A 21,622-nucleotide genomic window follows, 5' to 3' on the forward strand; every position below is an offset into this window, starting at 1 on the left:
GGTTCTCAAGATCGACATAGCTGAACAGCGATCCGCCCGTCTCGTCCGTGCCCCGCATGATCACCTCCGCCGTCTTCTTGTCGGTGATGAATCATGTTCTGCAAACCACGTCGAGAGCCGACTATTTCAGCGGCCTGTTAGGGCCAATTTCGCGCGAACGTCGTCCCAGTCCGTTTCCTCCTCGAACCAGGGTAGCGGCTGGTCGGCATCGACCTTGGATGCGCCCTCGTCAGGCACCGGGCGCTCTGCGCCGTCGCGGGCATGGGGCGCCACGGTGGCTTCCGCGTCCTTTGCCGCATCGTGCCTCCTACGCAGCAGCTTCAACTCCGCCTGCACGATCCTGTCCAAGTCGTCATCCCGCCCGGCGATCTCGATCCCGGCGGCGAAGGCCAGCCGCGTCGCATCGCGCAGAAACCCCGCGTCACCGCGCACCGAGATGCCGGACCAGCGCTTCAGTTGCGCCTGTGCAATCATCAGGCGAATGGTGTTATGGCTGCGGCTGTGGGCTTTCAGCCGGATCTCCTGATCCTCGACCGAGGATCCGTCCTGCAGCCAGATCCGGCGCTTGCGGTAGTCGACGAAGCGCAGCTTTGCGATCAGATCCTCGGGCAGGCGGGTCTCGTCGAAACTCGGCGACCGGGGTTTCGTCCGGGTGTCATGCGGGCGACCCGGCATGAGAGGGGGCGGCGACCAGGCGCAGGTCAGCCCTTCGATCTCGTCCTCCGCTTCGGGTTCGGGATCCAGCCTTTCCTCCGGCCAGCCGAGCCGTTCGCGATGATGCGCCGCCCGCAATGCACGCAGCCGATCCAGCGTCGCTGCTGCGCCGCGCATGTCGCGCCGTTGCGGCGGCAGGCCGCCATCGTTCCAGCCGCATTCGTCCAGCCAGGCGGGCGAGGTGAAGCGCTGATCGAACAGATCGCCGCACAGCCGGATCGCCTTGGCATAGCGGTTGGGCGCGTTTCGGGGGCCGCCGCGTTCGGGAGGCAGCAGGCGTTCGACCGAGATGTAATCCTCGCCCTTGCGATTGATCCGGTGGCCCTGAGCCTCCAGCCAAGCCAGAACGTCGTTGCGGCTGGCAATGCGGCCGCGCTCGATCTCCATGCCGACGGCCATGTCCAGTTCCTCGCGGATATCGAAGACCGGATTGCCCTCGATATCGCGCGCCGGGCTGCTGATCACCGATCCCGGCAGCTTCAGGTGGCGATGGCGTTCCGGCGCCAGCGGGTCGGCCCAGCCATGCCGATGGTTCCAGCTGTCACGAAACGCCTCCCAGATCGCGATGCCGACCTTTTCCGGCGGCCTGGGGTTGATGGCTTTCAGCCGCCCCTCACTGTCCATCACCACGCGGGCGAAGAGAAAGTTCAGCTCGAGCCGCCCCTTGTCGGTATGTGCATTCCACAGCACCTCGGGGCGATGCTCGTCGGGGATGCCGGCAAAGGCCGTGTCCTCGAAATCGCGCATCAGCGCATCGGTCATGCCGCGCAGGGCCAGGTCGCCCCCGGTCCAGGCGGTAATGTCGATATCGCCCGCGTCAAAGGCGATGACGCCAGAGGCATAGCGGTGTTGAAAGGGCAGGGCGGCGCAGGTCTGGTGGATCAGCCAGGCATTGCCCGAGATCGGGATCGGCGCAGTGGCGCGCTTTATCCAGGCGGTCAGCAGATAGTAGAGATTGCCGACATAATCGGCCTGCCAGGCACCCAGCAGGGCGAAATCGGCCTTGATCGGCGGTTCGACCAGAAAGGTCCGGCCCTCGACCTCGATCCGCTGCTTGCCGTCCTCGACCTCGGTGCCGATGCCGGTCGGGGTCAGCACCCCGCCAAGACCGACGCCGCCGGCACGGATCCGCTCGACCAGCGTGCCTTGCGGGACCAGTTCGCATTCGATCTCGCCCGAGATCATCTTGGCCTGGGTTTCCGGGTTCAGGCCGATATGCGAGGCGACGACACGGCTGACCGCCCCGGCCGAGATCAGCTTGCCGATCCCCTTGCCGGGCATGGCGCTGTCATTGGCGATCACGGTCAGATCGCGCGCGCCGCGCGTGACCAGCGCATCGATCAGGCGTTCGGGCGTGCCGACGGCCATGAAGCCGCCGATCAGCAGGCTGGCGCCATCAGGGATCATTTCGGCGGCGGCATCCGGTTTCAGCGCGCCCTTCATGCCCGGGTTCCTTCGGTGATGCCGGCGGCGGCGCGGGCGGCGCGGGCGATGACCAGATCCTCGCGCGTGTTCACGATCATCACCGTGGTGCGAGAGAACTCGGACGACAGGATGGTCGCGTTCTCGGCGTTGCGGCCGTGGTCGATCTCGATCCCCATCCAACCCAGTCGTTCGCAGACGCGGCGGCGGATGACGCGGCTGTTCTCGCCGATGCCGCCGCAAAAGACCAGCGCATCGACCCCGCCCATGACCGCCGCCAGAGCGCCCAGTTCGCGCTGCACGCGGAACACGAAATAGTCGATGGCGCGGTGGCTGGCGGCGTTGTCGGCCGCCTCCAGCGTGCGCATGTCGTTCGACAGTCCCCCCGACAGACCCAGCAGGCCGGATTCATTGTAAAGAACCTGCCGGATCTGGGCGGTGTCCATCCCCTCGCGGTCCAGCATGTAAAGCAGCACGCCGGGGTCGATCTGGCCGCAGCGCGTGCCCATCGGCAGCCCGTCCAGCGCAGAAAAACCCATGGACGAGGCGACCGACTTGCCCTTGTAGATCGCGCACATCGACGCGCCATTGCCCAGATGCGCCACGACCACGCGCCCCGCCATCAGATGCGGCGCGATGCGTTCCAGTTCGCCCGTCACATAGTCATAGCTGAGGCCGTGGAAGCCATAGCGGCGCACGCCCGCCTCGTAATAGCGGTGCGGGATCGCGAAAGTGTCGTTCACGAACGGCTGGCCGCGATGGAATGCGGTGTCGAAGCAGGCGACCTGCGGCACGCCGGGGAAGGCCGCCATGGCGGCGCGGATCCCGGCGATGTTGTGGGGCTGGTGCAGGGGCGCGAACGGCTCAAGCTCGGACAGCTTGCGCAGGATGTCCTCATCGACCAGCACGGGTTGCGAAAAGTCCAGGCCGCCGTGCACGACGCGGTGGCCGACGGCGGCCATGGTCAGGTCGGGAAAGGCCTGCTTGACCGTGGCGATCACGACGGCCAGCGCGCCTGCGTGGCTGGTCAGGTCGCCCTCGGCCAGGGGCAGCGCATTGCCCTCGGCATCCCTGAGCTTCATCGTGCCCTCGGGGCCGATGCGTTCGGCCTGTCCGGTCACCAGGGGCTCGTCGCCCGTGGCCGGGAACAGCGCCACCTTGAGCGAGGACGACCCCGCGTTCAGCGCCAGGAAACCGGCATTCTGGTCCATGGAATCCCTCATTTGCGTTCTTCTGCATGGGCGTGGTGCAGGGCCGCCACCGCGCAGGAGGCCAACCGCGACATCGGGCTGTCCGAGCGCGAGTTCAGGATCACCGGCACCCGCGCGCCAAGGACCAGCCCGGCGCCCTCGGCATGGCTGATGAAGGCCAGCTGCTTGGCCAGCATGTTGCCGGCGTCGATGCCGGGCACGACCAGGATGTTGGCAAGGCCTGCGACGCCGCCCTTCAGCCCCTTGGTGCGCGCGGCGCTGGGATCGACGGCATTGTCCATCGCCAGCGGCCCGTCGACCAGCCCGCCGGTGATCTGGCCGCGCTCCGCCATCTTCGAGAGCAGCGCCGCGTCGATCGAGGACTGGATCGCGGGGTTCACCGTCTCGACCGCCGACAGAACGCCGACGCGCGGCTCCATGCCGATGGCGCGGGCCAGGTCGATGGCGTTCTGGGTGATGTCCACCTTGGTCACCAGATCGGGAGCGATATTGATCGCGGCATCGGTGACCATGACCGGCTCGGGCCGGCCGGGCACGTCCATCACGAAGACATGGGTGAAGCGGCGGCCGACGCGCAGGCCGGCGGCCTTGTCCAGCATCGGCTTCAGCAGGTCGTCGGTATGCAGGTGCCCCTTCATCACTGCCCTGGCGCGGCCCTCGTGGACCAGTGCGCAGGCGGTGGCGGCCGCGGCCTGGTCGCTCGCCACGTCGATCAACGCGAAGCCCGAGATGTCGGCCCCGGTCACCTGCGCCGCCGCGCGGATCGCGTCGGCGCGCCCGATCAGGATGGGGGTGACGATGCCCTCGCGCGCGGCCAGCACCGCGCCGCCCAGCGAATTGGCGTCGTCGGGGCAGACCACCGCCACCGGCAGCGGCGGCAGGGCGCGGGCGCGTTCGACCAGCGCCTCGAAATGGCGGTGGCGCTGGACGACAAGCCCCGGCACCTCGATGTCGTCGATGTCGAACTTTTGCGTCGGCGCGATGACCTGGGCCGCACCGCTGACGATCAGGGCGCCGTCCGTGACCCGCGTCACGCGGGTTTCCAGGCTGACCACGCCATCGGCCTTGCCGGTGACCGACACGCGGCACAGCAATTCGTCGCCGGCATGGGCGCGGTCGTGGAAATCCAGCTCCTGCCGGCGGTAAAGCGTGCCGGGCCCGGGCAGAAGCGTGCCCAGCACCGCCGAGATCAGCGAGGCGACGAACATGCCCGGCGCGGTATCCTCGGGGCGTCCGTCGCCGTCCAGATCGGTCGAGGGCAGATGCATCGGGTTGTAGTTCCCCGATGCCGCCGCAAAGACGTAAAGGTCGTCGGGCGTGATCAGCCGGCGCAGCTCGGCGCTGTCGCCGGGCTGCAATTCGTCGAAGGTGCGGTTCACCAGATGCATGTCACGCCCCGTCGCGGGGGGCGGCCGTCGGGCGCGGACGGCGGGTGGCGCGGCGGGCGGTGGTGCCGGCGGCCTCGGCGACCGGGGCCTGTTCGCTGGGGGCCTGTTCCGTTGCCGCCTGTTCCGCAGCCGCTTCGGGCTTGGGCAGGGCAGCGGGCGGGGCCGGGAAAGCCACGTCTTGCAGCGGATCCTCGGCCACGTCGCCCAGGAAATGCGGCTGCCCCAGGATTTCATGGAAGCGTTGCAGCAGTTGCTGGGTTTCCGGCGACATCTCCTCGGTCGAGCCGGGGATATAGCGCACCACCTTCAGCGCCAGTTCGCGCTCGGCCGGGTCGGCCAGCAGTTGCGGCAGCGTCTCCAGCGCCTGTTCGGGTTCATAGGTGGCGATCAGGGTCTGTTCGTGGATGATATGGGCGCGCCGTTCGGCCCCCAGCGAACGGAACGGCTCGTCCTGGGTCAGCACGCGCGAGGACCGCTCCAGCCGGTCGCGGCGCACGCCCTTGCGGTTGTCGGCCAGCATGACCAGCATGCGGATCACCGCCTCGGCAAAGCCGCCCCGGTCGATGTTGCACGGCGCCGAGGCGACCTCGGGCAGGCCGCGCAATTCGTCGTTGTTCTTCAGCGTGCGGCGCGCTTCGTGGGTGCGGCCGAAAACCCGCGCCCAGGGCGTCGACCACATGCTGTAGAAGGCCAGTTCATAGACCATGTCGCGGGTGTCGCGGTAAAGGTCGATCGCCTGTTCGACCCCGTCCACCCAAAGCTGCTCGGCGGCCAGGAAGGGGTTGTCGGGCGCGGCCTTGCGGCGGTTTTCGCGCACCGTTTCCGCCGCCCTGGCGACCTTGGTCATCACCGGGTTGCGCGACGATGCGAGCGCGCGTTCCACGCGCTTGGGATGCAGGGCGCGGCTGATCTCGGCCCCGGTGGGGGTGACGGCGGCCTTGACCCAGGGGCGCAGCACCGCGTCATAGACCTGCGCCTGCACCTCGGACGCGCGGGCCACGGCGGCGAAGGGGCGTTCGTCGGCAAAGCCGTCATCCAGCGCGCGGATATCGTCCAGGCTGCGTTCGGCGAAGCTGACGGTGGAGATCTTCTTGCCGTCGCGCTCGGTCACGTCCTCGATGCGCATCTCGTAAAGGCCGGGCGCCAGCGCCTCGATGGTTTCCAGGGGCGAGGCGACCTCGGCATGTTCCCGGCGCGCGATCTGCGAGGACACGAAGATGCCCAGATGGCCGACCTGGTCATGGACCATATAGACGATACGCTGGCCGCGAATGCGGATTTCCTGCACATCGGCATAGGTCTCGGCGATCCAGTTCAGGGCCTGCTGCGGCGGGGTGATGTTGTCGCCATGGCTGGCGAAGACGATGATCGGCGCGCGGATCGCCTTCAGATCGACCGGGCGGCCCGGCTCGATCCGGGCCTCGTTCTTGGACAGGCGGTTGCCGATGAAAAGCTGCTCGACGATCCATTTGATCTCGGGCTCGGTCAGCATGAAGAAGCCGCCCCACCACTTCTCGAACTCCAGGAACGTCTTGTCGCCCTTGACCACGCGCGAGGCACCGAAGAAGGACACCGACAGGCAGCAGCCGCCCGCGCCCATCAGCGGCTCGGCCAGCCGGATCATGCGCAGGAAGGAATGGACCGAGATGTCCATCGCCAGCCCGAAGCCTTCGGCGGAACAATCGACCACCCGGCCGTGCAGGTCGGCCTTGGGCGAAAAGGCGATGGAATGCAGCAGCGTGTCGAGGCGCCCCCAGCGGTCGGCAATGACCTGGAACACCGCCTCGGTCTGGCCGGGCTGGCCGACATCGAGCGGCATGGCGATCTGGGCCTCCAGTTCCTCGGCCAGGGGCCGGACGAAGGGCTCGGCCTTGGCGTTCAGCCAGGTCACGGCCAGGTCCGCCCCCTGGGCGCGGAAGGCGCGGGCACAGCCCCAGGCGATCGAATCGCGGTTGGCGATGCCGACAACCAGAACCTTCTTGTTGGCCAGAGAAAACATCGCGAACCTCCGAGTCGCCCTCATCTAGGCGACGGGCCACAACAGGCTTGTGACAGCGCCGGCCGCAATCGCGCTGTGCCCCTCCTACAGCCATCGGGCGATCTTGAAGCGCAGGTAAAGGCCGCGGCAATCACGATCAGCACGACGTAATAGCCGAAACGAGTCTCGAGTTCAGGCATATTGGCGAAGTTCATCCCATAAATGCCTGCGATGGCTGTCGGCATGGCGAGAATCGCGGCCCAGGCGGCCAGTTGGCGGGTGATGGTGACTTGTCTTTGCTGTTCCAGAAGGTTGCTGACCTCGAAAACCGAGGTCAGGATGTCGCGCAGGCTTTCGGCTGTGCTCTGGGTGCGGCGCAAGTGATCCAGAACGTCGCGGAAATACGGGCTAACCTCGGGATCAAGATAGGGAAGGCTCAGATGCACCAGCCGGCTGACCACCTCAATCATGGGGCGCAGCACGCGCTGGAAGCGGACGGTCTGGCGGCGCAGCGAGAACAGGCGGATGACCTCGTCCCGGGTCAGCGAGGTATCGATGGTCCGCTTCTCCATCAGCAGAACCTCTTCCTCGATTTCCTCGATGATCGGGTCGTAACCATCGACGATGAAATCCAGAAGCGCGTGCAAAACGTAATCGACGCCGTGGCGCAGCAGCCCAGGTGCGGATTCCAGTTGCGCACGCAGCTCAGTATGGGCGCGGGCCGAACCGTGGCGGACCGTGATGATATGATTGTGCCCGACGAAGATCGCGGTTTCCCCGTAGGCGATCCGATCACCCTCGAGCTGTGCCGTCCGCGCAACGACGAAAAGCTGATCGCCGAAGATTTCGACCTTGGGCTGCTCGTGCGCCTTCAGCGCGTCCTCGACCGCCAGCGGATGCAGGCCATAGCTGGCCTGCAGGGCGCGCAATTCCTGCTCGGCCGGCTCGAACAACCCGACCCAAACGAAATCACCTGGCCGGGCGGGCGGAGGCGCTTCGTCCAGCGATACCTCGGCCGTGCAGACGCCTTCTCGATAAAGGTATGCGGAAATGATGGCCATGGCTTCCTTCGGCGAATTCTGCGCAGGTATGTCGGGTCGGCAACCTGCGCCCGCGCGCCATCCTTTCCACGGGCGATGTAAAATGCTGATGACCGCGAGAATATGCCGCATTGCATGGTCGGCACCGGCGCGGCCGCCTAGGCGGTCGCGGGGGGCGATTCGTCATAAAGTGGTCGTGCTCGGGCGATAGGCATTCACGGAAAAGTGCGTAATCATCGTGGAGGCCGCCGGATGCTCGCATCGGGATCGGACGGAGTTGAAGTCGTCACACCGAAATGGAGCCTTGGGCGGCGCATCGCCGCATCGGCGCTTGCGGTCCTAGGCATCGGGTTCCTGATCTTCGCGGTCGCGGGAAGCAATGTCGAAGGCCGGCTAGTCGGGGCGGGGTCCACGCTGGTGGATCCGATCCTGCAAAAGGTTTCGACCGCCTATCAAGGCTATCTTGTCGCCGATCGGGTGGATGTCGTGGCCCAAGAGGGCGAAAGCAACGACTGGGTCGGGGGGTCCGGCGCGCTGGATTACGATCCCGTCGGCTCGGTCGGCGGGCTGATGCGGCTGGAGGATCCGACAGTGACCTTCGCCGTCACCGAGGTGCCGGTATCACCCCAGGATCTGGCGGCCGAAGGGCGGCTTCAGTTCCCGCTGATTCTCGGCGCGGCGGCGCCGGTGGTGAACCTGGACCTGGGCGACGCCGGGCTGACGCTGAATGCGGACCTGCTTTCGGCCATCTATCGGGGCGAGATCACCACCTGGTCCGATCCCGCCATCGCCGCCCTCAATCCCGGCGTGGCCCTGCCCGATCAGACCATCGCCGTGCGTCATCGCAGCGACGGGTCGGGGACCACCTGGACCTTTACCGGCTATCTGGCGCAGTCGCCCACCTGGACCGCCGGACAGACCGCGCAGCCGCACTGGCCTGTGGGCGAGGGCGCCAAGGGCAGCCGCGGCATCATCGAGGCCGTCAAGTCCGTGCCCGGCGCCATCGGCTATGCCGAGAGCGGCCAGGCCGGCCGCGCCGGGCTGACCATCGTCAGGCTGGTGAACGGCTCTGGCGAGGTGGTCAGCCCCAAACCCCAGACCATCCGCGCCGCCGCCACCGTGGCGGGCTGGAAGCCGGGCCAGCCGGGCCAGCCGGTCGAGGCGGCCTCGGCCATGCAAGGCTGGCCGATGACCGCGACCGTCTATGTCGTCATGCGCAAGGATGGCCGGCAGAAGGACCGGGCGCTGGCCTTCTTTCGCTATTTCTACGCGCAGGCCCCGCGTCAGGCCGATGCGCTTGGCTATGTCCCGCTTCCCAACGAGGTCGTGACGGAAGTCGAAAGCTATTGGTCGGCCGCCGGGTCCGACAAGAACTCCTGACCGGGCGCATGGCGTCCTACGCAAAGGTGATAACGTGGAAGTTGATCTGTTCAAGGAAATCATCGTTCCGGTGATCGGAGGGCTGGGCATCTTCCTGCTCGGCCTCGAATTCATGGCAAGCGGCATTCAGGCGCTGTCCGTCAACAAGATGCGCGAATGGCTGGCCAAGATGGCCGGCACCCCGGTCAAGGGCGTCATGGCGGGCACCATCATCACCGGGATCATCCAGTCCTCGACCGCGATGACGGTGATGACCGTGGGCCTGGTCAATGCCGGCGTGCTGGGCCTGCGCTCGGCCATCTCGGTCATCATGGGCGCCAATATCGGCACGACGCTGGGCAACGGGCTGATCGCGCTGCCGCTGGGGCCGTTGGGGCTGTTCTTCGGCGGCATCTTCGCGACCGTCTATTGCTTTGCGAAATCGGACAGATGGCGCAACATCGCGCTGGCCTCGATGGGGTTCTCGCTGATCTTCTACGGCCTGAACCTGATGACCGGCGGCCTGAAGCCGCTGCGCAAGATGCCCGAGGTGCTGGAACTGATCCAGTCGCTGGACGCCAGCACCTTCACGGGCGTCATCGCCTGCGTGCTGATCGCGGCGCTGATCACGGCGCTGATCCACTCCTCCTCGGCCACCATCGGCATCGTCATGGGCCTGGGCGCCTCGGGCATCCTGTCCTGGGAAACCGCCGTCGCCTTCGCTGTGGGCGCGGATCTTGGCACCACGATCACCTCGTGGCTGGCCTCGCTGAACCTGTCCAAGAACGCCAAGCGCGCGGCCTATGCCCATATCGCCTTCAACTTCATCGGCGTCTCGGTGGTGCTGCTGCTGTTCTTCCCGGCGATCTGGCTGCTCAGGTCCGCGCTGGGCTTCTGGGGCATCGATCCCGGCGCGCCGGTGATGGTCGACGGCCACGACACCTATCCGGGCGTTCCGATCGTGATCGGTGTCTTCTCGATCGTCTTCAACATCTTCAACGTGCTGATCCTGTTCCCCTTCGTGAACACCTTCGACCGCGTGCTGTCGCGCGTCGGCCGGACCCAGGACGAGGATGTCGAGGATTACTCGGTCCCGCGCTATCTGGACCGCCGCCTGATCGCTGATTTCAACGCCGCCCTGCCCGCCGTCCAGCAAGAGGCGCAACGCCAGTTGCAGGCCGGGGCGGTGTTTCTGGACATCGCGCGCGATAAGAAGAACGCGCCCAAGGATCCGGTCGAACACCATGCCGCCACCGACCAGCTCAGCCGCGAGATCCGCTCGTTCTCGGCGCAGCTGTTCCAGGACGGCCTGTCGCGCGACCAGCTGGACCTGGTGGCATCGCTGATCGAGGAGGTGGACTTTACCTCGGCGCTGTCGGAATCGCTCTACCAGATCGCGCGGCGGGTAAAGCGCGAACCCTTCTCCGCGGCCGCCTGCGAGGTGCTGGGCCTGGGGCTGGAGCGGCTGGATCAGGCGATGAACACGGTGCTGTTCGCCCCCGGCGTCCATCCCCGGATGCCCGCCGGCCACAGCACCGTTCCGGGGGTCGAGGAGTTGCGCTGGAAGGCCCTGCAACGCCGCGATGTCGGCGCGGGCGAAAAAGGTGCGCTGATCGCCCTGTTGGGCTCGATCGAGCGGGCCGAAGGCCTGATCGAGCGCATCCGGGCCGAGCGAGCCTCGGTCGATCGCAGCGCCATCATGCATCGTCCCGCCGCCCCGGTGGGAACGCCCCCGGCCGCGACGCCCTCGCCGGCAGCGGACGGCCCGGCCCCGGTTCCGGCCGAGTGACCGGACCCGCCCGTTTCCCCACGGGCGGCAACCACATCGGGCCCGCGCGACGATGCGCGGGCCTTTCAGCATTGCGGTGGCCCTCGATCCGACTGATGGCGCGCAGGGCGTTGCGCCGTTTCGTCGCATCGGCATCGAACTGACGCGTATGCGCCACAATTGGCAGCTTTGATGGGTGTATCTGATTCTCAACCAGAAAGGGCCATGAGATGAAAGACGACCGTGACGTCGAGAAGACCCTCGACCTTTCCGCCTTCATCGCCGAATTGCGCCGTCTGGCGGATTCGCTGGAACAGAACGGCAGCTTCGAAATCGAGATCGAAGGCGAAACTGTTCGGATCCCCGCGGACGCCATCTTCTCGATCGAGCACGAGCGCGAGGATGGCCGCGAGGAACTGGAGTTCCAGCTGGCATGGGGCGAATACGACGAAGAGGATGATGAAGATAAGGACGAAGAATCCTCTGACGAGAACGAGGCCTGAGGCGTAACCGGCGGCCCCGACCCCGTTGCCCGGCAGAACAGGCTTGTCTTGCCGGGCATTTCACGAAGACGTGGCGCCGGAATTCGCCTCGGTCTGGCTTTCCACGATGTGCCGGTCGAGCGTGATCTTTCCCTCCTTCGCGTCAAGATGATCGGGCGAAGCCGGTCATGACTATACTGGGCTGGGCTTCACCGCCGCGAAACCAATTCGCCTCAGATGCCGTGATGTTCGGACAGCGGGAGGGGGCCGTTCTTTTGCCGGTCCAGCCGAGGGCATCCTTGATCGTCCGCAGATTGCTCGGCCAGATGCTGCATCTTCGTCTCGCGTTGCCGGGCCCGGCGCATCCTGTCGGCTTGCTTCTTCTTCCGGGCCTTGACCAAATTGACCTTGCGGTATTTCTCGGCCCCGGTCACCTCCGCCGCAACCCATGCCGGCAGTTCGAAGTGGGTGTCCTCGCTTGGCAATTCGATCTCGGCGAGGACGACGCCTTCCAGCAGCCCGTGATATTCGTCGACGACCCATTCCCGCCCACCGACGAAAATGTGGTGCCGGGTTTTATCGATCACCTCACCCTTGCAATGCCGCTCCAGCAGGGCCAGGCCAGGCCATCGGATGCCGGGATTTCGTATTCGAACTCGTCCCGGACCAGCCCCTTTCGCGGCCCCTTCACCGTCAGCGTCGCCTTCTCGTCATTGAAGCGAATGCGGATCTTGCGCCCGTCGTAGAAGGCAAGGATCCCGTCCCGAAGCCGTGTGGAGCGGGAAATCGCCGCTCTCCAGTCCTCGTTGGCCAGAAGAAATTTCCGTTCGATCTCTGTCGGCATCTTGCGCACCTAACTCCGGGTCTGTCCGCGTTCATATGACGCGTCGTTTGTCGCGGTTGAATGACAGCAACGGTCGGGCCGAAGATGATCGCCGCAAGGGAACCCGCGTTTGGACGACACAGGCCGGCTGAAACCTGTCACGGAAGGGCCGGTCCGCTATCCGTTTGTCATGTCAAGAATTATATGACATCAAGACGTCATGAAAGCGGGACCACGATATGGCCAAGAAATCCAAGGACGAGGGCAGGAAGAACACCTCTCTGCGTCTCTCGGGCAAAACGCTGAAGGCCCTGAAGATCCGCGCTATCGAAGACGAGACGAGCGTGCAGAAGATCATCGAAAAGCTGGTCGAGGACTATCTTGACCAAACACGAAAGCCGAAGGCATGACCACTGGCGACGGCATCTACTATCTCGCCGCAGCGCGTCTGGGCGACCTGGCCGAGCGGGACGTGCAGAACCTGAAGCCGGTGCTGGAATGGACCGAGGGCAGCCGCCCCTTCGCGATCCGGGACTGTTTCGATCAAAGCCTGCGCATGTCGCGGCGCCTGCTTCTGGAAGACGGCGGCCTGCTGGAGCTGATATCGGCCACGGGCGAAGCGTTGCGCCAGCCCGCCACGCCCCAGGCCCGCTTTGTCGCGGAATTCGCCGAAGGCCCGGTCAAGGCCGCGCTGGCCGGCCTGTCTCCGCTGCGTGCGCTGCTGCCGGTTGCCGCGGGCATGGCCCGATCCGGCCGGCTGGCGCTGATCGATGACGAGGGCAAGACCCGCGCGCGGGCTGAATTGCTGGAATTGCGGCCGACCGATGGCAATGCGGTGATCCTGGTGACACCGCAGGGGCTGCGCGGCTATGACCGGGCCCTGCACGATCTGGTCGCACATGTCCGCGACTGCGGGGGAACGCCGCTCGGGGCCGGTAATCTTTACCGGATGATCGATCCCGCCAACACCGGCTATGTGGCAAAGCCCAGGATCGAGGTAGGGCGCGAGGAAACCGCTTTCGACGCGGCCAACGACCTGATCGACGGCTATCTGCCTGTCGCCCGCGCCAATGAGCAAGGCATCATCGCGGATCTCGATACCGAATTCCTGCATGACCATCGGGTCGCCCTGCGCAAGATCCGCTCGGTACTGAGCCTGTTCAAGGGCGTCTACGACCTGGAGCAGACGGCAGAGTTGAAGTTGCGCTTCTCTGCACTGATGGCGCCGACCGGACCACTGCGCGATCTCGACGTCTATCTGCTGGCCCAGCAGGGCTTTTGCGATCTCGTTCCGGAGCGAATGCATGCCGGGCTGGACAGGATGTTCGCCCGGCTTCGCGACCGGCGAGCGGCAGAGCATGCCAGGCTGGCCGCCCATCTGCGCAGCAAGGGCTATCAAAAGGAAATCAAGGCCCTGACCAAGCTGTTTGCCAAGCGGCGCAAGCTGCTGGCCGGTCAGAATGCCAGCCGCGCCTCCTTCGATCTGGCCTGTGAACTGATCTGGAAGCGATATCGCCGGATCCGCCGCATCGCGGCCGGCATGACCGCCGAGACACCGGATGACGAGGTGCACAGGCTGCGGATCGAATGCAAGAAGCTGCGTTACTTGATGGAATTCTTCGGTCCGGTTTTCCCGCGGCGCGATCTCAAGGATGTTCTCGAGCCGCTGAAGGATCTTCAGGACTCGCTGGGCCTGTTCAACGATTACGCGGTGCAGCAGACCAAGCTGCAGGCTTTTATGGACGATCTTGGCGACGCGCCGCACAAGCTTGACATCGCCCAGAGCGTCGGTGCGCTGATCGTCGTGCTGCATCAGAAACAGCTCGGAGAGCGCGAGAAGATCGTGGCAGCCTTCGCGCGCTTCAACAGCGACAGGATGCAGCGAACCATCCGCAGATTGTTCCACGAAGGAAAGGGTTCCTGATGCAGATCATCGCCTGCTATTCCAACAAGGGCGGCGTGGGCAAGACCGCGACGGCGGTGAACCTGGCCTATGCCTTTGCCGCATCGGGGCGCCGGACCTTGCTGTGCGACCTCGATCCCCAAGGCGCATCGGGATTCTATTTCCGCGTGAAGCCCTCGAAGAAGCTGGTCGATGCGCAGTTCTTCGAGGATGACGAGCGCTTCGCCAAGGCGATCCGCGGCAGCGACTACGACAATCTCGACATCCTGCCCGCGAATATGAGCTTTCGCGATTTCGACGTGTTCCTGTCGCGGATGAAGAACGGCCAGTCGCGCCTGAAAAAGGCGCTGAAGGCGGTCAAGGCTGACTATGACGTTGTGGTGCTGGACTGTCCGCCGAACATTTCGATGCTGTCGGAAAACGTATTCCAGGCGGCGGATGCGGTGGTCGTGCCGGTGATCCCGACCACGCTGTCGCGACGCACCTTCGAGCAATTGCTGGAGTTCTTCCAAGCTTCCGGCCTGCCCGAGACCAGGATCCACGCGTTCTTTTCCATGGTGCAGAACATCAAGAGCCTGCATGGCGAGACGATCGCCGAGATGACGGCGGCGTATCCCGGGCGTTTCACGCGGGCGACGATTCCCTTTGCCTCCGAGGTCGAGCGCATGGGACTGACCCGCGCTCCGGTCCTTGCAACCGCCCCGGCCAGCAGGGCCGGCAGGGCCTATCAGGCCCTGTTCGACGAGATCGAGGAACGGGTGAAGGCATGAAAGAGATCGAGCGCAAATTCCTGGTCGATGGTCCGGTGCCGCAGGGGTTGTCTGCCTGGCCCATCCTGCAGGGCTACCTGACCACAGCCACGGATTCCGTCGAGATCCGGCTGCGGCGCGAGGGCGACGATCATTCGCTGACGCTGAAATCGGATGGTGGCCTGATCCGCGACGAGCGAGAGATCACCATCGGCTCCGCAGAGTTCGACATGCTCTGGCCCGCGACCAAAGGCCGGCGCGTCGAGAAAACACGCCATCGCGGAACCTTGCCAGGCGGGCAGCCATTCGAACTGGACGTCTTTTCCGGAGATCTTGCGCCATTGATGTTGGTCGAGGTGGAGTTCCCCTCGGAAGAAGTCGCCCTATCTTTCCTCCCGCCGTCATGGTTCGGCAAGGAAGTGACCGAGGATAAGCGCTTCAAGAACAGAGCGCTCGCACTTTTCAGGCCCTGAGCGGGAGTGTCGGGAGCGGGTGATCAGGTCTAGCAGGTTGCTGATTTAGTCCTGCGCTAAGAACGTCGTTCTTTATCTGTCAGAACTTCGGTTTGTGGCCTGCTGCCGGTTTCGTGGACATCAAGTTAAGCTAGCATAGCGCGGGCCTCGAATTCCATGGGGCTGATGTAGCCGAGCTTCGAGTGCCGCCTGCGCGGGTTGTAGAAGAGCTCGATGTAGTCAAACACGTCGGCACGGGCTTCGTCGCGGGTCCGATAGACCTTGCGGTTGGTCCGTTCGATTTTCAGCGACGAAAAGAAGCTCTCCATGGCCGAATTGTCCCAGACATTCCCGGCCCGGCTCATGGAACAGGTGATGCCGTTGTCGGCCAGCAGGCGCTGGAACTGCTCGCTTGTGTATTGGGAGCCCTGGTCCGAGTGATGCAGCAGCGCGTCCGCCTTGCCGCGGCGCCAGACGGCCATCATCAGGGCATCCATGACCAGCGTGGCATCCCTCTCGGCCTTCATCGACCAGCCGACCACGCGGCGGGAGAACAGGTCCAGGACAACAGCGACATAGAGCCAGCCCTGGGCGGTCCAGATGTAGGTGAAATCGGCCAGCCACTTCTGGTTCGGGCGATCCGCCTCGAAATCACGATCAAGGACGTTGTCGGCGATCACCGAGCGCTCGCCGTCGTCCTGGGGCTTTCTGCGCCGTTTTGGGCGTGCTTTCAATGCGTTCTGGCGCATCAACCGCTCGATCCGATGAAGGCCGCAGATCAGACCCTCTTCAAGGACGTCATGCCAGACACGGCGGGCGCCATAGGTCCGGTCGCTGGCCTTGAAACTCGTGTCGATGGCCGTGACGAGCTTCGCATCAAGGATCGCTCGGTCGCTGAGAGGGCGGTTCAGCCATGCATGGAAGCCCGAACGCGAAACCTCCAGAACCTCGCACAGCCAGCTGACCGGCCAGATATGGCGGTGCTTCGTGATGAAGGCGAACCTCAAGTCGCTTCCCTCGCGAAGAATGCCGCGGCTTTTTTTAGGATGTCACGCTCCGCCTTGAGCTTGGCGACCTCTTTCTTCAGGACTGCGATCTCTGCCAGCTCGGCACGCTGCTGGCCATTGCCGGGAAACGCCGTGACAGGGGCCGCTGCGGCCTCCCGCATCCAACGTCGCAGCACGCTCTCAGCCAGATCCAGATCCCGGGCTGCCTGCGCCACCGCAACGCCACGCTCCGTCACCAGCTTCACAGCCTCAAACTTGAACTCCTTCGTGAACTTCCGTCTTACCATGTCCGATCTCCGTTTCCTTGGTCACGATCTTATCTTCGTGTCCACGAAACCGGCAGCAGGCCAAACATTTCATGGCTGTGCTGAGAAGTCAGCAGAACGCGTTCGTGGAAACGCAGGTGGAGAAGATAGTGGCTTATCAGACTCAGCTCGAACTCAATGAGGATGCGGCGGATCGGGCGGAAGTAGCGCGCGTCCAGATGAACCGGATCCTTCGGCAGATCGAGATTGCCGAATTTATAACGGATGAGCAGAAGGCAGTGCTGCCGGTGGCCCAAGCGGCCTGGGAAGAATACGCGAAGAGACAGGCGGAGTTCGCGGCAGAGGCGTATCACCGCGGGTCGATGCGGCCAATGGTCTATCATGGCGAGGTGGAAACTTTGGTTACTACCAGAACGGCTGAACTCCAACGGATCTACGATGAGCAAAGTCAGCAATGACCGGAGCAGTCTGGCGGCCGACGTTCATCGACATAGAGCCTGAATTTAACAAGTTTGTGCCGACCTTTAGGAATGGCAAGCTGGTGCGAGATCTCGTTCCGGATCAGCCGGACATGGCGCTGAACGCCGATTACTATTTCCCGGACGATCATGTCATCGCTGAATTGAAATGCATGGAAACGGATTCTGAGGATTCGTATCCGCAGCGCGTCTCCGAAGCATTCACTCACTTCCGGTATTCAGGCAGTGATCTAATGGGCTTCCTCTTCCGAGGAGAACCTAACGGCGCGCAAAAGTCGGCCATGTGGCATTGTCCACGGAAGCGGACATTCACTCGAAGCGCGGCATTTGGAAATTGGGCTCTTCGCGTCGATCGGCCGGCGCCGGCGACGGGACGGGGCGCAGCAGCCTCCGTGCCCGCGCACTCGGCCCATTCCTGACTTTCGTGACGTCACGACGCCGCGCTGCGGCATTCGTCGAACCGGTCATTGATCCGTCTCGCAGCATTGCCATCCGCTGATTTGAGGGAAGTGGAGCTTTCGGCGGTGCGGTGTGCCCACTTTGGCATGATGCTCTCAAGCCGCCCTTGCCAAACCATTCGCCTCGCGGTATTCCATTGGAGCACCGAGGGGCCATGATGAGCGTTCAAAAGCAGTCCGTCAGCTTTACCGATATAGCCTTTGCCTTTGCAAAAGAGCTGGTAGAGGCCGGCGAGTATCCCAACGTGAGCGCGGCGGTTTCGGGGGAGCTGGTAAAGGCCAAGGCAGGGCGAGAGCGCGAAAGGCTGGTTCTTGAGGCGGAACTGGTGCGCCGCTTGGCATTGCCGCTCGATCAGTGGGAACCGATTGGGGATGCCTCAAAGGTCACAGCAGGGGCGCGGGCCCATCTGGCGGCGATGGCACGCAAAATCTGATGCGCTTTGTTCGGCACCCGTTTTTCGAACGGGATCTGATCGGCATCGTCGACCATATCGTCAACGTAACCCAAGGCGACGTCAACGCTGCTCTGCGAAGGCTGGACGAGGTCGACGCAATGCTGGAAGCGATCAAAGACAATCCTGCATCCGGCGTCCGTCTTGGCGGAGCGCTTGATGGGTGGCTGGTGCGCCATGGTGGCGCCGGGCACCGCCTGACGATCGTGTTCCGGCCGGATCTTGCGGCAGGACGGATCTATCTCGCCCTCGCGGCATTCGGAGGGCGGGACTGGATGACGTTGGCGCCGACCCGGAACACGTTCTCGGAATAGGCGTCCTGTGATAGGCTGGCTTGTCGGCAAGATGCTGACGATGGGTGGCGCGCGGCGGATCGGAGGATGTGTCATGACCACCGACAACTTGCCCGCAATACGCGCCTGCCGTCCGGCCTGGAACAAGGGCCGCATCGTCGGCCAGAAGCGACCGTTGCTGCCAAAGCATGTCTGGGCGATCAGGGTCCGGCTCGAAATCGCCACCAATGTCCGCGACCTGGCGCTGTTCAACCGTAAGCGGTGCGCGAACCCCGTCTGTGTTTCAGGTTGACGGCTTTTGGAAGGCCCAAGGCATGAGGTCGTCGATGCGCGACACGGGGTGGCCGTTGGCGATGGCGGTCAGTGTTGCGCGCAGGTAGGCGTAGGGATCGACCGCGTTCAGTTTGCAGGTCTCAATGAGTGAGGCCATGCGGGCCCAGGTTCGGCCGCCCTCATCATGACCGGCGAAGAGTGCGTTTTTGCGATTGAGGGTTATGGGCCGGATGGTGTTTTCGACCGGGTTGGTGTCCATCTCGACGCGGCCGTCGGTCAGGAAGATTTGCAGGCCATCCCAGTGCCGATGGATATAGCCGAGCTTCTCGCCAAGGCGGGATTTGGTGGAGATCCGACTGCGCTGGTGGGTCAGCCAAAGGCGGAAGTCGGCAATCAGCGGCGCGGATTGCGCTTGGCGGGCGGCGAGGCGCTCCTCGGGTGAGCGGCCCCGGACGGTGGCTTCGATCTTGTAGATCTGGGCGATGCGGCGCAGGCCTTCGGCGGCGATCTCGGAGCCGTCCTTTTGATAGATGTCATGCAGCTTGCGCCGGGAGTGGGCCCAGCAATAGGCCAGCGTCAGCGGCGTGCCGCCCACGCGCTTTGGTTCGGCCAGGGCGTCATAGCCGGTGTAACCGTCGACCTGCAGAATGCCCTCGAAGCCCGTCAGGATGTCCATCGCATGGCGGCCATGACGACCGGGCGCATAGGAGAAGACGACGGCGGGCGGATCGCCGCCACCCCACCCACGATCATCGCGGGTCACCGCCCAGAGGTAGCCGGTTTTGGTCTTGCCCGCCTTGGGGTCGAGCACCGGCGCCCGGGTCTCGTCCATGAACAGGCGGCCGGATCGTTTGAGGTGGACCAGCATGCGGTCGACGACCGGAGCCAGATGATAAGCCGCCACGCCACACCAGCTTGCCAAGGTGGAGCGGTCCAGCTCCACACCGCCCCGTCCATAGATCTGGCACTGGCGATAAAGCGGCAAGTGGTCGGCATATTTGGAGACCGCGACATGGGCGAGCGTGCCCTCGGTCGGCAGCCCGCCTTCGATCAGCCAGTTGGGCGTGTCCGCCTGCACAACACCCGCGTCGCAACGGCGACAGGCGTAGCGGGGGCGAACGGTGACGATCACCTGGAAGCGGGCGGGAACGATGTCGAGCCGTTCCGCGCGGTCTTCGCCAATCTTCACCATATCGGTGCAGCCGCAGGAACAGATCTTCTGCGGGGGTTCTATCACCTGCTCGATGCGCGGCAGGTGGTCTGGCAGATGGCCAAGGTTGCGATTGGCCGCGAGGCGTCTTGTCTTGCCATCGGCGTTGCGTTCGACCAGCGCATCCCGCGCGGCCTCGGCTTCGGCGACCACCGTTTCCAGATCCTCAAAAGCCAGTTGACGCGCATCGGGGGGCAGCAGTTGCTCGGACCGCTTGCCATAAAGCGCATGGCGCAGCTCGGCGATGAGGTAATCCTGACGTTCGGTCTGCGCCTCAAGCACTGCGACCTTGGCCTGCATGGCCGCAAACGCCTCACGCACGGCGGGCGGAAGGCTGTCCAGATCAAAGGGGAGCTCGGCGGGTGCAGACATGGCGATTTATACCGCGTGCCCCCACGATTGCCCATATTTGCAAGGCGATCCGAGTCATTCTGTCGCGGGGGGATGCGTCGGTCTGGGCGCATGGATGCGGCGCCAGTCAAGCCCTGCAAACAGCGCCTCGAACTGCACCCGCGACAGCCGCATGACCCCGTCGCCAACCTTTGGCCAGGCAAAGCCGCCCTGTTCCAGCCGCTTGTAGATCATCACGATCCCACTGCCGTCCCAGAACAGAACCTTGATCCTGTCGCCACGTTTGGACCTGAAGACAACCATCACCCCAGCCCTGGGCGCAAAACCCAGCTCGGCATGCGCCATGGCCGCCAGCCCGTCATGTCCCTTGCGGAAGTCCACAGGCTTGGTTGCAATCACGATCCGGACGGCCTGATCCGGAAAGATCACAGCACCTTCCTCAGCGCCGCCGCCAAGGCCGCCGCGCGGTCTGGACTGCAATCCGGCATCACATGCAGAACGGCCCCACAGATCTCGACCCTGATCACGCCCGTATCGGCCGACGCGGCAGCCGCAGCAGCATCAGCCAATGGCTCGATCACCAGCGGCACGAAGGTCGGGGCCACATCGACCGGCACCACCAGTTCCCCTTTGCGCGCCTGACCACGCCATCCCGAAAGGTGCCGGGCAATCAACCCATACTTCGCCGCAACATCGCAGACCCGCGCGCCAGGCTGAAAACTCTCGGCCACAATCCGCGCCTTGAGATCATCCGGCCATCGCCGCCGCCCGGTCGGACCATCAAGGATCTCGATCCGCGAAACTCCCTTCGACCCACGCACCTCCATCCGGTGCTCGTTTTGGTGCTCCACGGCAAGCCTCCCGCAAACTCAGTTGCAGGACGGCATGCCCGATACAGCATCAGGCCGAAACCACGGGGCTGGCGAACCGCTTACGTTCAACCTCGCCATCGACAGCAAATTGCGGGGCTGTGATCTCGTGAGGCTCAAGGTTGCTGATGTTTACGCGGCCGGCCAGGTCAAGGAGCGGGCCTCGATCATCCAGAGCAAGACCCGGAAACCGGTTCGCTTCGAGATCACCGAGGGAACGCGCAAATCGATTGTGGCCTGGCTCGATAACCCGCTGATGATCGGATCGGAACATCTGTGGCCGGGCCGCTTCCACGAGAGGCTGCACATCTCGACCCGTCAGTATGCCCGGCTGGTCCGCGATTGGGTCACATCGATAGGGTTGGAGCCGACTTCCTATGGCACCCATACGATGCGCCGGACCAAGGTCGCGCAGATCTACCGCAAGACCGGCAATCTCCGCGCCGTGCAATTGTTGCTCGGTCACACCAAGATGGACAGCACGGTGCGATATCTCGGCGTCGAACTGGAAGACGCGCTCGCAATCGCTGAAGCCGTAGAAATCTGAAGCGAGGGGTCGCCTTGACAAGGGCGGCCCTTTGCGGACGGCCGAGCCTCGCCGATGCTGCGCGGCGGCATTCCCAGAAGCGGCCATTCGACATGGGGAGCAGCATCTCGAGCTGCAGAGCGTCCGCG

The 21,622-nt window shown here is 64.5% G+C and carries 23 protein-coding genes and 1 pseudogene; 13 read left to right on the forward strand and 11 right to left on the reverse strand.

Annotated features, from left to right (window positions below; translation table 11 throughout):
* Positions 1-126: 126 nt before the first annotated feature.
* Genes FNJ84_RS22030 through FNJ84_RS14615 form a run of 5 tightly spaced genes read right to left on the reverse strand, consistent with a single transcriptional unit; the run spans position 127 to position 7,774 of the window.
* Positions 127-2,157 carry a 3-oxoacid CoA-transferase subunit A gene (locus FNJ84_RS22030; RefSeq protein ID WP_185968542.1) on the reverse strand — a complete coding sequence of 677 codons (2,031 nt, stop codon included), beginning with the start codon at positions 2,155-2,157 and terminating at the stop codon, positions 127-129.
* Positions 2,154-3,347 carry an acetate/propionate family kinase gene (locus FNJ84_RS14600; RefSeq protein ID WP_143793948.1) on the reverse strand — a complete coding sequence of 398 codons (1,194 nt, stop codon included), beginning with the start codon at positions 3,345-3,347 and terminating at the stop codon, positions 2,154-2,156. The genes FNJ84_RS22030 and FNJ84_RS14600 overlap by 4 nt, the downstream gene beginning before the upstream one ends.
* Positions 3,348-3,355: 8 nt before the next feature.
* Complete coding sequence (locus FNJ84_RS14605; protein WP_143793949.1) at positions 3,356-4,735, reverse strand: bifunctional enoyl-CoA hydratase/phosphate acetyltransferase; 1,380 nt, start codon at positions 4,733-4,735, stop codon at positions 3,356-3,358.
* 1 nt (position 4,736) lies between these two features.
* A complete protein-coding gene (locus FNJ84_RS14610) occupies positions 4,737-6,734 on the reverse strand; it encodes an SDR family oxidoreductase (RefSeq protein WP_221931985.1) in 1,998 nt (665 codons plus the stop codon).
* A 20-nt stretch (positions 6,735-6,754) separates the two neighbouring features.
* On the reverse strand, positions 6,755-7,774 hold the full coding sequence (locus FNJ84_RS14615) for a magnesium and cobalt transport protein CorA (protein ID WP_143793950.1): 1,020 nt from the start codon (positions 7,772-7,774) through the stop codon (positions 6,755-6,757).
* Between the two features lie 231 nt (positions 7,775-8,005).
* Between FNJ84_RS14615 and pstS the strand changes: the two genes are divergently transcribed.
* The 3 genes from pstS (at position 8,006) to FNJ84_RS14630 (ending at position 11,383) form a co-directional block, all read left to right on the forward strand.
* Entirely contained in the window at positions 8,006-9,133 is a 1,128-nt protein-coding gene (gene pstS / locus FNJ84_RS14620) for a phosphate ABC transporter substrate-binding protein PstS (protein ID WP_143793951.1), read from the forward strand.
* A 34-nt stretch (positions 9,134-9,167) separates the two neighbouring features.
* Positions 9,168-10,901, forward strand: coding sequence for a Na/Pi cotransporter family protein (locus tag FNJ84_RS14625; protein ID WP_143793952.1), 1,734 nt, complete (start codon positions 9,168-9,170; stop codon positions 10,899-10,901).
* A gap of 209 nt (positions 10,902-11,110) precedes the next feature.
* The gene (locus FNJ84_RS14630) at positions 11,111-11,383 is read left to right on the forward strand and encodes an amphi-Trp domain-containing protein (protein ID WP_143793953.1); all 273 of its coding nucleotides are present in this window, start codon (positions 11,111-11,113) and stop codon (positions 11,381-11,383) included.
* Between the two features lie 212 nt (positions 11,384-11,595).
* Here FNJ84_RS14630 and FNJ84_RS14635 read toward each other — a convergent pair whose 3' ends face one another.
* Together FNJ84_RS14635 and FNJ84_RS14640 are read right to left on the reverse strand one after the other, a co-directional pair.
* Positions 11,596-11,949, reverse strand: a complete 354-nt coding sequence (locus tag FNJ84_RS14635; protein WP_143793954.1) for a hypothetical protein — start codon at positions 11,947-11,949, stop codon at positions 11,596-11,598.
* Positions 11,946-12,206 (reverse strand): CYTH domain-containing protein, encoded by a 261-nt coding sequence (locus FNJ84_RS14640; protein ID WP_143793955.1) that lies wholly within the window; start codon positions 12,204-12,206, stop codon positions 11,946-11,948. The genes FNJ84_RS14635 and FNJ84_RS14640 overlap by 4 nt, the downstream gene beginning before the upstream one ends.
* Positions 12,207-12,424: 218 nt before the next feature.
* Between FNJ84_RS14640 and FNJ84_RS14645 the strand changes: the two genes are divergently transcribed.
* The 4 genes from FNJ84_RS14645 to FNJ84_RS14660 are packed head-to-tail and all read left to right on the forward strand — an operon-like array spanning position 12,425 to position 15,310.
* Positions 12,425-12,595, forward strand: a complete 171-nt coding sequence (locus FNJ84_RS14645) for a CopG family transcriptional regulator (RefSeq protein WP_143793956.1) — start codon at positions 12,425-12,427, stop codon at positions 12,593-12,595.
* Positions 12,592-14,109 carry a CHAD domain-containing protein gene (locus FNJ84_RS14650; protein WP_143793957.1) on the forward strand — a complete coding sequence of 506 codons (1,518 nt, stop codon included), beginning with the start codon at positions 12,592-12,594 and terminating at the stop codon, positions 14,107-14,109. The genes FNJ84_RS14645 and FNJ84_RS14650 overlap by 4 nt, the downstream gene beginning before the upstream one ends.
* The gene (locus FNJ84_RS14655; protein ID WP_143793958.1) at positions 14,109-14,858 is read left to right on the forward strand and encodes a ParA family protein; all 750 of its coding nucleotides are present in this window, start codon (positions 14,109-14,111) and stop codon (positions 14,856-14,858) included. Before FNJ84_RS14650 ends, FNJ84_RS14655 begins: the two co-directional genes overlap by 1 nt.
* Positions 14,855-15,310 (forward strand): CYTH domain-containing protein, encoded by a 456-nt coding sequence (locus tag FNJ84_RS14660; protein WP_143793959.1) that lies wholly within the window; start codon positions 14,855-14,857, stop codon positions 15,308-15,310. Before FNJ84_RS14655 ends, FNJ84_RS14660 begins: the two co-directional genes overlap by 4 nt.
* A 125-nt stretch (positions 15,311-15,435) precedes the next feature.
* On the opposite strand, the gene FNJ84_RS14665 is transcribed toward FNJ84_RS14660, so the two are convergent.
* Positions 15,436-16,583, reverse strand: a protein-coding gene (locus tag FNJ84_RS14665) for an IS3 family transposase (RefSeq protein ID WP_143793960.1) whose coding sequence is annotated in 2 segments (ribosomal slippage) — positions 15,436-16,325 and positions 16,325-16,583 — 1,149 coding nt in all. Because the reading frame shifts where the segments join, the coding sequence is not laid out codon by codon here.
* 71 nt (positions 16,584-16,654) lie between these two features.
* Here FNJ84_RS14665 and FNJ84_RS14670 point away from each other — a divergent pair.
* From FNJ84_RS14670 to FNJ84_RS14690, 5 genes and pseudogenes are all read left to right on the forward strand, one after another.
* Positions 16,655-17,020: a lysozyme inhibitor LprI family protein gene (locus FNJ84_RS14670; RefSeq protein ID WP_143793961.1), complete on the forward strand. Its 366-nt coding sequence runs from the start codon at positions 16,655-16,657 to the stop codon at positions 17,018-17,020.
* Positions 17,017-17,460, forward strand: a complete 444-nt coding sequence (locus tag FNJ84_RS14675) for a hypothetical protein (protein ID WP_143793962.1) — start codon at positions 17,017-17,019, stop codon at positions 17,458-17,460. The genes FNJ84_RS14670 and FNJ84_RS14675 overlap by 4 nt, the downstream gene beginning before the upstream one ends.
* 197 nt (positions 17,461-17,657) lie before the next feature.
* Complete coding sequence (locus tag FNJ84_RS14680; RefSeq protein WP_143793963.1) at positions 17,658-17,933, forward strand: hypothetical protein; 276 nt, start codon at positions 17,658-17,660, stop codon at positions 17,931-17,933.
* Complete coding sequence (locus tag FNJ84_RS14685) at positions 17,933-18,265, forward strand: type II toxin-antitoxin system RelE/ParE family toxin (protein ID WP_143793964.1); 333 nt, start codon at positions 17,933-17,935, stop codon at positions 18,263-18,265. The genes FNJ84_RS14680 and FNJ84_RS14685 overlap by 1 nt, the downstream gene beginning before the upstream one ends.
* 73 nt (positions 18,266-18,338) lie before the next feature.
* A pseudogene (locus FNJ84_RS14690) lies at positions 18,339-18,497 on the forward strand (integrase); the annotation flags it as partial.
* Positions 18,498-18,527: 30 nt separating this feature from the next.
* Here the strand turns inward: FNJ84_RS14690 and FNJ84_RS14695 are convergent.
* The 3 genes from FNJ84_RS14695 to FNJ84_RS14705 are packed head-to-tail and all read right to left on the reverse strand — an operon-like array spanning position 18,528 to position 20,929.
* Entirely contained in the window at positions 18,528-20,099 is a 1,572-nt protein-coding gene (locus FNJ84_RS14695; protein WP_143793965.1) for an IS66 family transposase, read from the reverse strand.
* Between the two features lie 54 nt (positions 20,100-20,153).
* Positions 20,154-20,507, reverse strand: coding sequence for an IS66 family insertion sequence element accessory protein TnpB (tnpB, locus tag FNJ84_RS14700; protein ID WP_185968543.1), 354 nt, complete (start codon positions 20,505-20,507; stop codon positions 20,154-20,156).
* Complete coding sequence (locus tag FNJ84_RS14705) at positions 20,504-20,929, reverse strand: transposase (RefSeq protein ID WP_255471222.1); 426 nt, start codon at positions 20,927-20,929, stop codon at positions 20,504-20,506. The genes tnpB and FNJ84_RS14705 overlap by 4 nt, the downstream gene beginning before the upstream one ends.
* A gap of 34 nt (positions 20,930-20,963) precedes the next feature.
* Here FNJ84_RS14705 and FNJ84_RS14710 point away from each other — a divergent pair, with 34 nt between their 5' ends.
* Entirely contained in the window at positions 20,964-21,494 is a 531-nt protein-coding gene (locus tag FNJ84_RS14710; protein WP_143793967.1) for a tyrosine-type recombinase/integrase, read from the forward strand.
* Positions 21,495-21,622: the final 128 nt, after the last annotated feature.

It is taken from the genome of Paracoccus sp. M683 (genome assembly GCF_007096355.1).
Classification (GTDB): Bacteria; Pseudomonadota; Alphaproteobacteria; order Rhodobacterales; family Rhodobacteraceae; genus Paracoccus.